Below are 14,949 nucleotides of genomic sequence, written 5' to 3'. Positions count from 1 at the left end.
GCTTGCAAAACAACAATAAAATTTTTCTCAACTATACAATTATTAAGATAAATATTATTTTTTTTACAATTTTTAGTGGGGGAGTTTTGGGTTAGAATATGGGGGAGTTTTCACTTGACAAATACAATATGACCTTAAATTAGACACAAAGTCTAAAAAAGGCATAAGCATTATAGGTAGTGAGACTAATAAAAATAAACTGCTAGAAGAATTAAATAAGCTAGAATATAGTGATCCTCAAAATAAAGAAGAACGTCATAATCGACTTATTCTAGAAATATTAAAGCAAGAAGAACCACAAAAAATATATTATTATTCAAGTATTTTAATGGTTAGTGAAGGAACAATTAATAATGATTTAGATAATATAGAAAAGTGGTTTTTAAAAAACAATATAAACGTAGTTAGAAGATCTGGACTTGGAATTTATCTAGAGTTTAAAGAAGAAGATTACAGAAAAGCATGTATGAGATATGTATATCGAAATACACAGGATCCACTATGTAAATTATTTGATTTAGTAGAACCTAATATTGTAAACAATGTAATCGATTCGATAAAAAAATTAAAAGACAATAAATTAAGTGGAATGACTGAAAGTTCTTATACAGAACTTATAATATATTTGTCCATAATGACAAAACGAATAATAATTGGAAAGAAAAACGAAATAGAAAAAAGCATAGGTTTAACATCACAAAACATTAAACGTTATGAGTTTGTAATAGAATTAATCTCTATACTAAGTGAGCAGTTTTCAGCAGAATACACTACTACAGAAATAATAGATTTATATATATATATAGAAGGTGCCAAATTACAACACATAAATGAAAATGAAGATATATTTGATATAGAACCTGACATTAGGTATATGATATATGAAATGATTGAGCAGTACGATAGTGCTATAGCTTATCGACTTAAACAGGATACAGATTTTATAAAAGGTTTAATAGCTCATGTAAGACCAACAATTATACGTTTGCAGCATGGAATTGAAATTCAAAATCCATTCCAAAATGAGATTAAAAGTTTATACCCAAAGGTATATGCAAAAGCTCAGAGAGTTGCAAAGGTAATTGAAGATAAATTTAGTCTTAAGGTTCCAGAACAGGAATTAGGGCTAATAGCAATACATTTTGGAGGAGCGGAGGTAAGACTAAAAAGGGATTATAAATATAGTAGAAAAGCAAATGTAGGAGTTGTTTGTTATAGTGGAATTGGAATATCTGCGTTACTATCTTCAAGGATATCTCACATTTTCTACGATAGAGTAAGGGTACTAACTCTTTCTATTAGTGAATTATCATCTGATAAAATGCAAGAGGTTGAAATTTTAATATCTACTTTTGATATAAGCAATTCTAACTACAATTATATTAAGGTAAATCCAATGCTAACAGAGAGAGATGTTTTAATAATTTCTGAAGAAATAGAAAACGTCTTAAATAATACCACCCCAAGTATAGGTAGTGAAAAGGTAGATACACTTACTCAAGTGCATGAAATAGGTTTAGTAACTAAAGAAATAAGCTCCATTATTAAAAACTTTGAGCTATATACTGTAAAATCAGGGATTAAAATGGATGAAGTTATGACATTTGTAAGTGAAGTGGTAGGAGCGGATGAAGATGGAAAGAATCATATATATAATGATTTAAAGAAAAGAGAGAAATTATCTACTCAAGTTATACCAGAGTTTAAATTTGTGTTATTACATGCAAAGACAAACGGAGTAGATGAATCTAAATTCATATTAATAAAGCCTGAGAGAGCACACTTTGAAGATGAATATTTTTCTAAATCAAAGGTGATTGTAGTTATGTTAATACCGAAAGATGACCTACGAGGGATACTAGCAATATCAAGTATAAGTAGTGCTATATTTGATGATGAATTATTCTTAGATGATATAAAGAGTGGAAACAAAGAGGCTGTAAAAAGCTATATTGAAAGAATATTAAAAGAATATCTTTCAGAACGAATAAAAAAATTATAAACAATAGGAGATAGATAATATGTTAAGAGAAATGGTAAAAAACAATATAAATGTTGTAGATGAAGTGTCATGTTGGCAAGAAGCAATTAAAGTTGCTGCTGCTCCATTAAAGGAAAAAGGATTTATAAAAGAAGAGTATATTAGTGCAATGGTAGAAAATGTAGTGAAAAACGGTCCATATATAGTTATTATGCCAGGCATTGCTATGCCACACTCTAGACCAGAACATGGAGTGTTAAAAACAGGAGTATCACTTTTAAAATTATCAAAAAGTGTGAAATTTCCAGAAGATAAAGATGTAGAATTGATTATTGTTTTAGCTGCAAATGATTCAGAAACGCATTTGCAATTAATATCCGGGCTAACAGATTTACTTATGGAAGAGGAATCAATGGAAAAATTATTCTTAGCTAAATCTAAGGAAGAGGTACTTGAGTGTATATGCTAGATAAAGTTAAATCGTATAAGGTTTCAGTTAACACCTTAGAAGTAAATGCAAACTATTACGAAGAAGATATTGAAAATATATTTATACCACTATTAAAACACTTGAAAATTATGAAAAAACGCAAAAAAGGGAAACTCTTGGTTTACCTAGTGGCATCACCTGGAGTTGGTAAAAGTACTTTAGCATCATTCTTAGAATTTCTTTCCAAGAATAGTGAAAATATTGAGGAGATACAAGCAATTGGTCTTGATGGGTTTCACTATCATAAGCAGTATATTAAAAACCACAAAGTAATAATTGATGGAAAAGAAGTTCCTATGGTAGAAGTTAAAGGATGTCCGGAAACATTTAATTTAAGTAAACTAAAGTCAAAAATAAAAGTCTTGAAAAATGAAAGCGTTAAATGGCCAATTTACGATCGAAAGCTACATGATGTGGTAGAAGATCAAATAGTAGTTAGTAAAGAAATCATACTAATTGAGGGTAATTGGCTTTTAATAAATGAAGACGGATGGAGGGACTTAAAGGATTATTGCGATTATAGTATTTTCATTAAAGCTAATGAAACAATGTTAAAGGACAGACTAATACAGCGAAAAATGAAAGGGGGAATATCAGAGGAAGAAGCAATAAAGTTTTATGAAAAAAGCGACAGCACAAATGTAAAAAGAGTATTAAACAATAGTCTAAAGTCTGACTTACAGCTCGAACTATTAAGTAATGGAAAATATATAATGGGGGGTAAATTCAATGGAAACTAGAAAACAAACACAGTTAATTCAAAAGAAAAGCATGAGATCTAAAGTGCAAGCATTTGGTGGATTCCTAACAGCAATGGTTATTCCCAATATGGGTGCATTTATTGCATGGGGGTTTTTAACGGCATTATTCATACCAACAGGATGGATTCCTAGTGAATACTTTGGAAAATTAGTAGGTCCTATGATAACGTTTATGCTTCCTCTATTACTTGCACATACAGGTGGTAAACTTGTATGGGGTGAAAGAGGTGGAGTAGCAGGTGTTATTGGTACTTTTGGATTAATAATAGGGTCAAGTATACCAATGTTCCTAGGGGCAATGGTTATGGGACCGCTTAGTGCATATGTAATAAAGAAATTCGATAAATTTGTTGAAGATAAAATACCTACTGGATTCGAAATGGTAATAAATAACTTCTCATTAGGTATAATCGGATTATTACTTAGCTTAATCTCTTATTCATTAATAGGGCCAATAATTCTACAAGCAAACAATGCAATAACTGTACTAATTGAAGCTTTAGTAAAAACAGGTTTCTTACCGCTTTTATCAGTTATTAATGAACCTGCAAAAGTATTATTTCTAAATAACGTAATTGATCAAGGTATTTACTATCCATTAGGAATGCAAGCATCGTTAGAGGCTGGAAAATCTATTTTCTTTATGGTTGCTTCAAACCCAGGACCAGGACTCGGATTATTGCTTGCATATTCTTTATTTGGGAAAGGTGCATCTAAGAAAACAGCTCCAGGAGCTATAATAATACACTTCTTAGGTGGTATTCATGAAATATACTTCCCATATGTATTAATGAAGCCAATATTAATTGTAAGTATGATATGTGGTGCAGCTTCAGGTATAGTAACCTTCAGCTTATTTAAAGTAGGACTCGTAGCAGGACCAAGCCCAGGATCAATATTTGCATATTTAGCATTAACGCCAAAAGGAAACTTTATAGGAGTAATTTCAGGAGTATTAGTAGCTACAGCAGTAAGCTTTGCAATAACTTCTTTAATATTAAAATCCTCTAAACAAACTGGTGATGAGTTTGAAGAATCACTCAGTAAGTCAAAAGAAATGAAAAAAGAAGGAAAGGATTTATTAAATTCTACATTAGTACAAAATAATGCTGCAGTTAATAAGCAAGTGAAATTTGTTGCATTTGCATGTGATGCAGGCCTTGGAAGCAGTGCAATGGGAGCTAGTGCATTTAGAAAAACAGTAGAAAAAGAAGGTCTATCAGTAATAGTTAAAAACTTTGCTATTGAAAAAGTGCCGCAAGAAGCTGATGTAATTGTGATTCATAAGAGTTTATTAGACAGAACTAGATTAAAATGGCCAAACAAGCGTATAGTTACTATTGAAAACTTTATGAAAGATATAAGTATAAATGAATTATTAGCAGAACTAATTGCACAATAGTAAAAAATAAAGACAATAAGGAGAAGGTGGATTATGAAGACTAGAGCAGCAGTTTTAGCTGGGAAAAATAAAATATACATTAGAGAATTTGAGTTGCCAGAAATTGCAGAAGATGAATTACTTGTAAAGGTAATTTCAAATAGTGTTTGTTTATCAACCTATAAAGCGCTAATTAGGGGAGAAGAACACAAAAGGGTTCCAGAAAATGTATCTGAACACCCAGCTATCACAGGCCATGAATTAGCTGGTATTATAGAAAGAGTAGGAAGCAATTTAAAAGATAGATTCAAACAAGGACAAAGATTTATACTACAACCAGCAATGGGGCTTGAATCAGGTTACTCAGCAGGATACAGCTATGAGTACTTTGGAGGAAATGCATCTTATTGTATAATTCCTAAAATAGCAATAGACTTAGGTTGTGTGCTTCCACTTAATGGGACATATTTTGCAAATGCATCTTTGGCAGAACCTATGTCATGCATAATAGGAGCTTTCCACGCTAGTTATCATACAAAGCAATATGTTTATAAACATGATATGGGGATAAAAGAAGGTGGTAAGGTTGCATTACTTGGCTGTGCTGGCCCCATGGGACTCGGGGCCATAGAATACGCTATTAATGGATCAATAAAACCAAGATTAGTTGTAGTTGTAGATATAGACGTAGCAAGATTAAAGAGAGCAGCTAGTTTAATAAAAGTTGAAGATGCCAGAGAAAAAGGTGTTGAATTAATATATCTTAATACAAAAGATATAGATGCAGTAAGTAAGCTAATGGAGTTATCCGGTGGAAAGGGATATGATGATGCATTTGTTTTTGCTGCTGGTAATCAATTAATAGAAAATGCTGATGATATATTATGTAATGATGGCTGCTTAAATTTCTTTGCGGGTCCAACAGATAGTAAGTTTAAGGTTCCATTTAACTTTTATAAAGTTCACTATGAAGGGACTCATATAGTTGGAACATCAGGGGGATCAACGGGGGATATGTTAGAGTCTATAGAGCTGTCTGAAAAGGGAGTTATTAACCCATCCTATATGATAACTCATATAGGTGGATTAAATGCAGCACCAGAAACCATAAAAAATTTACCGAATATTCCAGGAGGAAAGAAGTTGATTTATCCTCATATAGAATTGGAATTAACAGCAATTGAAGACTTTAAAAAGCTGGGTGAAAATAATGAGTTTTATAAAAGGTTATCTGAAATATGTAAGAGAAACAATAATGTTTGGTGTGAAGAAGCAGAGAAGTTTTTGTTAGAGACTCTTGAAAACAAATAAAACAAGGGATGATTTTTACACTGTAAAAGTCTATCATTACAAAATTCCAACCTTAATCTTCATTCTGATATAGATGATCATATTCCTCGCAACTACTGTGCTCATAGTATTTATAAAGTTTAAGATTGTCATAAAGTGAAGTTGAGAGGCTCACAATAGTTACCTATAATTCTCTAGTAAATCTTTTCTAGAAATTGTGGCTACTTGATTATATGTACGGTTCGCCTCCACCATATATATAATCAAGCAGGAAATTTCATTGATTTATTATAAAGGAAAGTAGAGGCTGTATTAGTTATGGTAACTGATATAGCCTTTTTCCTATGTTTATTTTTACATACATGAAACGCGCAAAAAGTATGGGGGACAGCATTGCGGTATGTTTAGTGTTATTGTTTTTAAATATTCCTGTTATTACAAATGCAGTATCAGATACAACACCATTAGTAAATGTACAAAGGTTAGCTGGACTTAATAGAATGGAAACTTCTATTGCCATAGCGAAAGAGCAATATACTGATAAAGTACCAGATGCAGTTGTATTAGCTACAGCTAATAATTTTGCAGATGCCTTAGCTGGTTCAGGGCTTGCTTATAAGCATAATGCACCACTTTTATTAGTTAATAAGAATGTTAGTAACAGCAAAACGGTATTAGAGTATATTACAACAAACTTAAGCAAAGAAAAAAACATCTATATATTAGGTGGTACTGGTGCAGTTAGTAGTGAGATTTCAGATTATCTAACTACAAATGGATATAATATAATTAGACTTGGTGGTAAGGATCGTTATGAAACAAATCAGAAAATAGTCGATTATCTAAAGGTACCTAAAGGTACAAGTATTGTTATAGCTACAGGAAGTAGCTTTGCAGATGCGCTTAGTATATTAAGTATAGCTGATATAAAGGGGTATCCAATATTATTAAATGGTAAAGATAATTTATTAGCTAGCGTTAGTAGTAATATAACTATAGTTAGGTTGGGCGGAAAAGATAGATATGAAACTTCAATGAAGATAATAGAGTATTTTAATCTAGATACAGACACTATAACTTCACTAAAACAACCAATTAGTTATACTTATGGCAACACTTCTGGAAATCTGACAAATGGGGGAAGTGTAGTTAGCGACGGACAATATAATTATTACCTTAATTCAAGTGATGGGTACAAGCTGTACAAGAACAAGCCGGATGGATCATCAAAGTCAAAGATTAGTGATTCAGTATGCGGTTCCCTCAATACAATTGGAGATTGGATTTACTATTCGGATACCATGGTGGGTAAAGGCATATACAAAATGAAAAAAGATGGTTCCTCTAAAACCCTTATAGTTAATTCTCAAACCATGGGTATAGCTGTGGTTAATGATTGGATTTACTATTTGGAAAAAGGCGCTTCTGAATCACAAGAGAATTTTTTATATAAAATAAAAACCGATGGAACAAGTAAGAAAAAAATTGATTTTGAAACTGGAAATTCTCTTGTTTGCATCGAGGCTCAAGCTATAGTTGTAATTGAAAATTGGGTATATTTATCTTTACTCAATAAAGCAGACAATAACATTGGGCTTTATCGTATAAAGACAGATGGAAGCACTACCCAAAGGGTATCAAGTAGCAGCCCAAGATTTTTTTCTATAGAAGATGGATGGATATACTATAGTGATGATACTTACCAAAAGATAAATAAAGCAAAAGTTGATGGCAGCAGTGAGGAAGTACTCTATACAATGCCAGATTCCAATTACGCTTTATACGGCATAAATGCTTCAAATGGCTATGTCTACTTTAGTAATTATACAGACTCACAGCCGGATGACAAGCTTGGGATTTATAGAATGAAAACTGATGGCTCAGAGCTTGTGAAATTAGTAAGTGGATCTGAGTGGATTTATTTTGAATCACCCGGAAGCTCCACACTAACCTACGCCAATGGAGTATATACGGTTGCTATTGGTGGTTCGTCACAAATTCTTAAGTTAAAAACTGATGGAAGCGAGCTGTTTCAGGTTAACTAAAGTAATCATTCATCTTATAATGTACAGCAGTGGGCTTAATACAGTAACTAAGAAAAATCGTCATATCAACAGTATAATTATCTATTTAAATATTCTTAGAGGGTCTGATCAATATAATGAAGTAGTGAAGATAAAGCAAAAAAGAGAAACCCTAGAAGATATTAATGTGTAAAAACCACAACTAATTATTAATTAGTTGTGGTTTTTCCTATGATCTAATTTAAAATAAAATCCAAAACACAATACTTAAAACAACAAATCTTGCCTATGCTCTATATATAGTCTATCTCTTAAATTATAATAGTGCTTTTATTAGCATCTATATAAAGTATAAGTAAACAAAAAAAAGTGATTGACAATTCCTTCCTACAAGTGTAGTCTATAAATATAGACTACACTTGTAGGAAGGTGATTATAATATGAATAAACTAAACTTAGATATAACAGATGCAGAGTGGGTTATTATAAAAGTATTATGGGAAAAGTCTCCACTGACCTCAACCAAAATAATTGAGGCTTTAAATCCCAAAACCAATTGGAGTCCTAAAACTATCCATTCATTAATTGATAGATTAGTCAAAAAAGGAACGGTAGGTGTTAATAAGGAAGGTTCACATTTTCAGTTTTATCCGCTTGCAGAAAAAAAAGATTGTGAAATGAAAGAGACTAGATCATTTATTAAAAAGGTTTATGATGGATCACTTCAGCTTATGGTAACTAATTTTATTAAGAATGAGAAACTATCTAAAAGTGAAATTGAAGAATTACAAAGATTACTTAATGATAAGATGCAGTAATGAAAGGTTGATGGAAATAAATGGATTTGATAACTTGTTTGAACAAATTACATTACTATCAATAATGGGTAAATAATTTCGGATTGGGTTTTAATTATAAAACTGGAGCTTTAATTTGGATGATTGGAGCTTTATCAAAGCTAACATATATAATAATTGTAAATATAATGTTATGGATTAGTATAAAGAAAAGTAATCGTTGTGATAGACAGGATGTAAATAAAATATTACAAGAATCTAAATTAAAACTTAAAGTACATTCAAAAGTATCTATTATTTATGACCAGCATTTAAAATCACCTGCCGTTTATGGAATTATAAGACCTAAAATATTAATTTCAGAGAATATCATTCATAGATTAACATCTGAAGAACTTAGGTTTGTATTATTACATGAGGTAACTCATATAAAAAGAAAAGATTTAATAGTAAATCTATTTATTATGTTACTTCAAGTTATCTATTGGTTTAATCCAATAATTTGGTATTCACTTCATCAATTTAAGCAGGATTGTGAAGTAGCTTGCGATGCTACAGCACTTACTGTGCTAACTACTAAAGAAGTTGTAGGATATGGGCAGACTATTATTAATATGCTTAAAATTCTTTCAAAATCAAATTTGCCTATTGGTACTCTTGGTTTTTCTAATAAATATAGCAAAAGGAGAATAATTATGATAACACTATTCAACAAAAAATCCATTACATGGACTGTAGCAGCATTGTCTTTGGTACTTATGATAGGGTGCTCAAGCATAACTAAACCTTCAAACGATAGTAATGATAAAAGTAATACAGAAGTTTCAAATATTTCCAATGTTAAGCCAGAGGCAGATAGTGATAATACTTCTTCAACTAATGCTTCAGAAGGGACTAAAGATATTAGTAGTAATCTGAATTCCAGTCTACTTGATAATATAGATACTACTAATAGTTCTTTTGAAAAAGGATATTATGATTATCAAGGTACAATAAATAATAATATTTCAATTCAAATGAGCGTTTATCCATTAGGGAAAGATATTGTCGGTTCATACTTTTATGAGAGTAAGAGAAAGGAAATGAAACTTAAAGGAAAATCAGGAGCGGAAGATATTGTATTATATGAGTATGATGATACGGGTAAAAACACTGGCATCTTTAAAGGAAAAATGAAAACTATTGATAAAATAGAAGGAACATGGATGAGCGCAGACAATAAAACAAGTTATCCATTTACATTATTACTTAAAAGTAACCTCCCAGGAGTTGAATATGGAAAAAGGTATTCAATAGCGGTAGGTACACAGGGCGACCAAAATGTAGAGAATTTTGTTGCTAAAATTCAAGGTTATATAGTAAATGATAATAAAAAACTGTTGGCTGAACAAGTGAAATATCCTATAAATGTTAAAATTAATGACAAAGTCACGGAAATGCAAAATGCAAATGACTTTATTGAAAATTATGAAAAAATTATAAATCCAGCTTTTAAGCAAGTTATTGGTAATGCTTTTACAAAATATATGTTTGCAAATTGGAAGGGAGTAATGTTTGGTAGTGGATCAAACAATATTTGGATTAATAACGTAACAACTACAGGGGATAATCTAGAATTAATGATTATTTCGATAAACAATTAAGGTATAAACATATTATTATCCTATAAAATTATAAGGGAAAGGTGATTAGAAATGTCAATTATTTTCGAAACTAAACTCTCGAAAATTGGCCCCCTACAAGTTATAAGAATACCGTTAGCCTCAAGTAAAAAACTCCCTTCGAGGGGTATGGTTATGGTTCAAGGAACAATTAATAATGTGAATTTTAAAGCACCATTAGAACCAGACGGTAAAGGTAGTCATTGGATAGAAGTAAGCACCTTATTAAGTGAAGAAGCTGGAATATCTATTGATGAAACTGTATTTTTAAATATAGAACCAATAAATGAATGGATTGAGCCAGAGATTCCTGAGGACATTATGAATGAAATTATTAATTCAGATGTTTTAAACCAATGGAATTCCATTAATGCAAAATCAAGGTGGGAATGGGTTAGATCGATTCGTTCAACTCTAAATCCAGAAACTCGAAATAAAAGAATTAATGTAATGTGTTCAAAATTACAAAATGGAGCCAAAACACCGTGTTGTTTTGATGCATCTCGTTGTACGGTAACTAATGTATCAAAATCTGGTGTACTATTAGACTAATAGTGATTTAGAGGACATTTGTACCCTTCTTTGCAATATATAATAGGCATACTAGTATATTATGATTACAGTATCTTATGTACGACAAATTATAATTTGGAGGTGTCATTCAACATGGCAATACTTACTTTTCTTATTATTGGTTGGATCTTAAATTGGTTTAGATTCGAACGTTTGTTTATTCAAGCTTTTAAAGAGCTATTTGGCAAAGACGTATCAAAAGCAACCTACTATTTCTTGTTTTTATGCATAGGGGTTTTTGGCGAAATAGTTTTACTCTTTCAAGGTGCTTACTATGAATATTTCTTACACTGATTGTACATTGGTACTAATGATTTTATTTAAATCGTTAGTATCTTTTTTATTTATAGCATTAATATTTTCAATTTAATATTGGTAGTAATCATCCACAGCAACATTTAGATAAAATGATTGAGTTGTTTTAAATATTGTGATAAAATAAGCTTAGTGGTAATACCATACTACCAATAAATAATAGTTTATATAAATTAATCGAAACAATTTTTATAAAATGGTACTTTATAAAAATTTAAATACAAAATGAGTCTATCAAGAAAACGGTTTAATAAATTTAAATAGTAAAGGAGAGGGAAAGTATGAAAATTATGTTATGTGTAAAACAGGTTCCAGATGATTCTATTGAAATTCATTTGGATAATAAGACGAAAAAACCTAATTTGAATGGAGTCACTATGGTAGCAAATGCATTTGACACATATGCATTAGAACTTGCAGTTCGTTTTGTGGAAGCCAACGGAGGAGATGTTAGTGTATTAACTGTTGGAGCAGCAGATTCTTTAAATACATTAAAAAATTGTCTTGCAGTAGGGGCTAAACAAGCATTTTTCGCAAAAGATGATTTATATGCAGATTTAGATGCTACTTCAACAGCTGACGTTTTGGCAGATGCTATTCATAAAATTGAAAAAGACAATGGCGAAAAATTTAATTTAATTATTTGTGGAAAGGAATCCACAGATGAAATTACTGGTCAGGTAGGAGCAATACTTGCCGAAAAAATGGAGACAAGCTTTGTTAGTAGCACAGTTGAAATTAATTTGAAAGATAATGTTATGGAGGTTCATCAGGAAACTGAGGAAGGATATAATATAGTTTCTTTAGAATCTCCAGCTGTAGTAACAGTAAGCAAACCTAATTATGATCCACGATATCCTACTATTAGAACTAAGATGGCAAGCCGTAAGGCAGTTATTCCAACTTATTGCGCAGCAGAAATTGGTGATGTGAAAAAGGCAAAAGTCCGCTTAATTGAATATGTTGAACCTCCTAAAAAAGAGGCTGGTATCAGAATCCAAGAAAAAGATGCGTCGCTAGCAGTAAATGCTGCTATTGAGCAAATGAAAAAAGATAAGACAATCTAATAAGGGGGTAACGAAACTATGAAAGCATTATTGTTTATTGAAACAGATGGAGAAAAAGTATTAGGCGGAGGCCTTGAATTAATTAGTGCAGTAAAAGCATTAGATGCAGAAGGAACAGCGCTTATAGTAGGTAACAGGGCTGCGGCAGATACCGTAGCAACTTTTGGAATTCCAGTTATTTTTATAGAAACTGCTACAGACTGTGATACTTTGACAGAAGTATTATCAGAAACTGTTAAGGAGCAAAACCCAGATATTGTACTAATCGCAAATACAACACTATCTAAAGATATTGCACCTCGTATTGCAGGACGTATGTGCCTTGGATGTGTAAGTGACGTAATAGGAATGAATAAAACTGATGGCAAAGTTATATATACTAGGCCAGCTTATGGTGGTACAATTTTAGAACACATTGAAGTAGAAGGCACAGCCGTAGTTACAGTTAGAAAAGGAAGCTTTTTAAAGCCAGAGGTTAGTTCAAATGCAGGTGTTACAGAGAAAAAAGTAGAAATACCAGCTAGTGCTGTTAAGGCAAAAATAGTTGATATAGTAAAAGAAATTTGTGAATCTGTCAATTTAGAAGAAGCACAAGTTATTGTTTCTGGTGGACGTGGAATGGGAAATGAAGCAAATTTCAAACTTGTTGAAGAATTAGCACGTGTACTTGGTGGTGTAGTGGGTGCAACGAGGCCAGCGATTGAAAACGGATGGATTAGTCGTACACATCAAGTTGGACAATCAGGAAAGATTGTAGCACCAAAACTTTATATTGCATGTGGTATTTCTGGAGCAACGCAACATACATCTGGAATGTCGGGTTCTAATTATATTGTGGCAATTAATAAGGATGAAGAAGCTCCAATTTTTGATATCGCAAATATAGCTATTATTGGAAATGTAACTGAAGTTCTTCCAGTTATGATTGAAGAAATGAAGAAAGCAACAGTAAAGTAGAGTTTTTTTGTTAATATAGTAGATTAAATTTATCTTAAGATTAACAATGTAAATGTTTACAATTGAATTTGTATGAAATGGTTCTATTAAAAAAACTGTTATGTGTAAAGCAGGGTACAGATGATGTTTGTTAAGAACATTATTGAGTAAGAATAAGTTTAGAAAGGAAGGATTATTATGGCTAAGTATAATCAGTTGACAGAAGAATTAATCTTACAATTACAGGAGGCAGCTCCAAAACATATTTTAACAGGTGATGATATCAATGACGATTATTCTCATGATGAAATGCCTATTTATGGGAAAAAAGCTCCGCAAGTTGTATTTATGGCGCACTCTACAGAGGAAGTTGCTGCAGTAGTAAAAATATGTAATGAGAATAAGATACCAGTAACTCCAAGAGGAGCAGGAACAGGACTTGTAGGAGGAGCAGTTCCACTACTCGGCGGTGTTTTAATTGATCTTACAAAGATGAATAAAATACTTTCTTATGACTTAGAAAATTTTGTTGTTCATGTACAACCAGGTGTGTTGCTCAAGGATCTTGCAGAGGATTGTACAAAACAAGGGTTATTATATGCTCCAGATCCTGGTGAAAAGTCCGCTAGTTTAGGTGGGAACGTTTCAACAAATGCTGGTGGAATGAGAGCTGTTAAATATGGTGCAACACGTGATTATGTACGTGCAATGACAGTTGTTCTTCCATCAGGAGAAATTACTAAGTTTGGAGCTACAGTATCAAAAACAAGTTCAGGTTACAGCCTTTTGAATTTAATGATTGGTTCAGAAGGTACCCTTGGAATTATTACTGAACTTACTTTGAAAACCATTATAGCACCAAAGGAAATGGCAAGTTTAATTATTCCTTTTGAAAATCTAGATGATTGTATTTCTGCTGTTCCTAAATTTAAAATGGAACACATGAATCCACAAGCATTGGAATTTATGGAAAGAGAAATTGTTTTATCTAGTGAAAGATTTATTGGAAAGAGCGTATTCCCTCAAGTAGTTGATGGAGTAACTGCAAATGCTTATTTACTTGTTACTATAGATGCAAGTAATGAAGATGAATTAAATAACCTTATTGAACAAGCAAGTGAAATAGTATTAGAATCAGGAGCAATTGATGTTCTTGTAGCTGATACACCTGCGAAAATTAAAGATGCATGGGCTGCACGTTCTAGTTTCTTAGAAGCAATTACGGCAGAAACAAAATTATTAGATGAATGTGATGTAGTAGTTCCAATAAATAAAATTGCTACTTATCTTGCTTTTGCAAATAAAACTGGCGAAGAGTGTGGTTTAACTATTAGGAGTTTTGGACATGCAGGAGATGGAAATCTTCACATATACCAATGTAGTAATGATTTAGAAGAATCGGAGTTTAAAGTAAGAGTTGAGAAATTCTTTGATATTATTTATAAAGAAGCAATAGATTGTGGCGGACTTGTGTCAGGAGAACATGGAATTGGTAGTGGGAAGATCAGTTATTTAACAGAATGCGTTGGAGTAATAAATATGGAACTCATGAAAGGCATTAAAAAAACTTTTGATCCGAATAATATTATGAATCCAGGTAAAGTATGCTGTCCAATAGATGGTGACAACTAATAAAACACAATCGACAAACACGCATAAAAAAAGAAAGGTAG

12 protein-coding genes are annotated in these 14,949 nt (G+C 31.8%); all 12 read left to right on the top strand.

The window, feature by feature from the left end; all coding sequences use genetic code 11:
* Positions 1-328: 328 nt before the first annotated feature.
* The 12 genes from ACJAX4_RS06895 (at position 329) to ACJAX4_RS06840 (ending at position 14,908) form a co-directional block, all read left to right on the top strand.
* A complete protein-coding gene (locus tag ACJAX4_RS06895) occupies positions 329-2,002 on the top strand; it encodes a BglG family transcription antiterminator (protein WP_435788717.1) in 1,674 nt (557 codons plus the stop codon).
* Between the two features lie 19 nt (positions 2,003-2,021).
* Positions 2,022-2,450, top strand: a complete 429-nt coding sequence (locus ACJAX4_RS06890) for a PTS sugar transporter subunit IIA (protein ID WP_435788716.1) — start codon at positions 2,022-2,024, stop codon at positions 2,448-2,450.
* On the top strand, positions 2,444-3,211 hold the full coding sequence (locus ACJAX4_RS06885) for a nucleoside/nucleotide kinase family protein (RefSeq protein WP_435788715.1): 768 nt from the start codon (positions 2,444-2,446) through the stop codon (positions 3,209-3,211). Before ACJAX4_RS06890 ends, ACJAX4_RS06885 begins: the two co-directional genes overlap by 7 nt.
* Complete coding sequence (locus ACJAX4_RS06880; RefSeq protein WP_435788714.1) at positions 3,201-4,634, top strand: PTS mannitol transporter subunit IICB; 1,434 nt, start codon at positions 3,201-3,203, stop codon at positions 4,632-4,634. Before ACJAX4_RS06885 ends, ACJAX4_RS06880 begins: the two co-directional genes overlap by 11 nt.
* Positions 4,635-4,667: 33 nt before the next feature.
* Positions 4,668-5,924, top strand: coding sequence for a zinc-binding dehydrogenase (locus ACJAX4_RS06875; protein ID WP_435788713.1), 1,257 nt, complete (start codon positions 4,668-4,670; stop codon positions 5,922-5,924).
* A gap of 359 nt (positions 5,925-6,283) precedes the next feature.
* Positions 6,284-7,948, top strand: a complete 1,665-nt coding sequence (locus tag ACJAX4_RS06870) for a DUF5050 domain-containing protein (protein ID WP_435788712.1) — start codon at positions 6,284-6,286, stop codon at positions 7,946-7,948.
* Positions 7,949-8,367: 419 nt separating this feature from the next.
* On the top strand, positions 8,368-8,745 hold the full coding sequence (locus ACJAX4_RS06865) for a BlaI/MecI/CopY family transcriptional regulator (protein ID WP_435788711.1): 378 nt from the start codon (positions 8,368-8,370) through the stop codon (positions 8,743-8,745).
* A 119-nt stretch (positions 8,746-8,864) separates the two neighbouring features.
* Positions 8,865-10,367 carry a M56 family metallopeptidase gene (locus tag ACJAX4_RS06860; RefSeq protein WP_435788710.1) on the top strand — a complete coding sequence of 501 codons (1,503 nt, stop codon included), beginning with the start codon at positions 8,865-8,867 and terminating at the stop codon, positions 10,365-10,367.
* 51 nt (positions 10,368-10,418) lie between these two features.
* A complete protein-coding gene (locus ACJAX4_RS06855; RefSeq protein WP_435788709.1) occupies positions 10,419-10,937 on the top strand; it encodes a YdeI/OmpD-associated family protein in 519 nt (172 codons plus the stop codon).
* 617 nt (positions 10,938-11,554) lie between these two features.
* Entirely contained in the window at positions 11,555-12,340 is a 786-nt protein-coding gene (locus tag ACJAX4_RS06850) for an electron transfer flavoprotein subunit beta/FixA family protein (RefSeq protein ID WP_435788708.1), read from the top strand.
* Between the two features lie 18 nt (positions 12,341-12,358).
* Entirely contained in the window at positions 12,359-13,297 is a 939-nt protein-coding gene (locus ACJAX4_RS06845; RefSeq protein ID WP_435788707.1) for an electron transfer flavoprotein subunit alpha/FixB family protein, read from the top strand.
* A 177-nt stretch (positions 13,298-13,474) separates the two neighbouring features.
* A complete protein-coding gene (locus ACJAX4_RS06840; RefSeq protein WP_435788706.1) occupies positions 13,475-14,908 on the top strand; it encodes an FAD-binding oxidoreductase in 1,434 nt (477 codons plus the stop codon).
* The last annotated feature ends 41 nt before the right edge of the window (positions 14,909-14,949 follow it).

Origin of the sequence: Clostridium sp., from assembly GCF_051278035.1 — a bacterium.
GTDB lineage: Bacteria > Bacillota > Clostridia > Clostridiales > Clostridiaceae > Clostridium_AD.
The sequence above is the reverse complement of the archived record's forward strand: the minus strand, read 5'-3'. Positions and strand labels throughout refer to the sequence as shown.

Excerpts from the sequence above, each read along its gene's own strand:
- ACJAX4_RS06840 (WP_435788706.1), top strand. The coding sequence starts at position 13,475 with ATGGCTAAGTATAATCAGTTGACAGAAGAATTAATCTTACAATTACAG.
- ACJAX4_RS06895 (WP_435788717.1), top strand. The coding sequence starts at position 329 with ATGGTTAGTGAAGGAACAATTAATAATGATTTAGATAATATAGAAAAG.
- ACJAX4_RS06855 (WP_435788709.1), top strand. The coding sequence starts at position 10,419 with ATGTCAATTATTTTCGAAACTAAACTCTCGAAAATTGGCCCCCTACAA.
- ACJAX4_RS06845 (WP_435788707.1), top strand. The coding sequence starts at position 12,359 with ATGAAAGCATTATTGTTTATTGAAACAGATGGAGAAAAAGTATTAGGC.
- ACJAX4_RS06885 (WP_435788715.1), top strand. The coding sequence starts at position 2,444 with ATGCTAGATAAAGTTAAATCGTATAAGGTTTCAGTTAACACCTTAGAA.
- ACJAX4_RS06890 (WP_435788716.1), top strand. The coding sequence starts at position 2,022 with ATGTTAAGAGAAATGGTAAAAAACAATATAAATGTTGTAGATGAAGTG.
- ACJAX4_RS06860 (WP_435788710.1), top strand. The coding sequence starts at position 8,865 with ATGATTGGAGCTTTATCAAAGCTAACATATATAATAATTGTAAATATA.
- ACJAX4_RS06870 (WP_435788712.1), top strand. The coding sequence starts at position 6,284 with ATGGGGGACAGCATTGCGGTATGTTTAGTGTTATTGTTTTTAAATATT.
- ACJAX4_RS06850 (WP_435788708.1), top strand. The coding sequence starts at position 11,555 with ATGAAAATTATGTTATGTGTAAAACAGGTTCCAGATGATTCTATTGAA.
- ACJAX4_RS06880 (WP_435788714.1), top strand. The coding sequence starts at position 3,201 with ATGGAAACTAGAAAACAAACACAGTTAATTCAAAAGAAAAGCATGAGA.
- ACJAX4_RS06865 (WP_435788711.1), top strand. The coding sequence starts at position 8,368 with ATGAATAAACTAAACTTAGATATAACAGATGCAGAGTGGGTTATTATA.
- ACJAX4_RS06875 (WP_435788713.1), top strand. The coding sequence starts at position 4,668 with ATGAAGACTAGAGCAGCAGTTTTAGCTGGGAAAAATAAAATATACATT.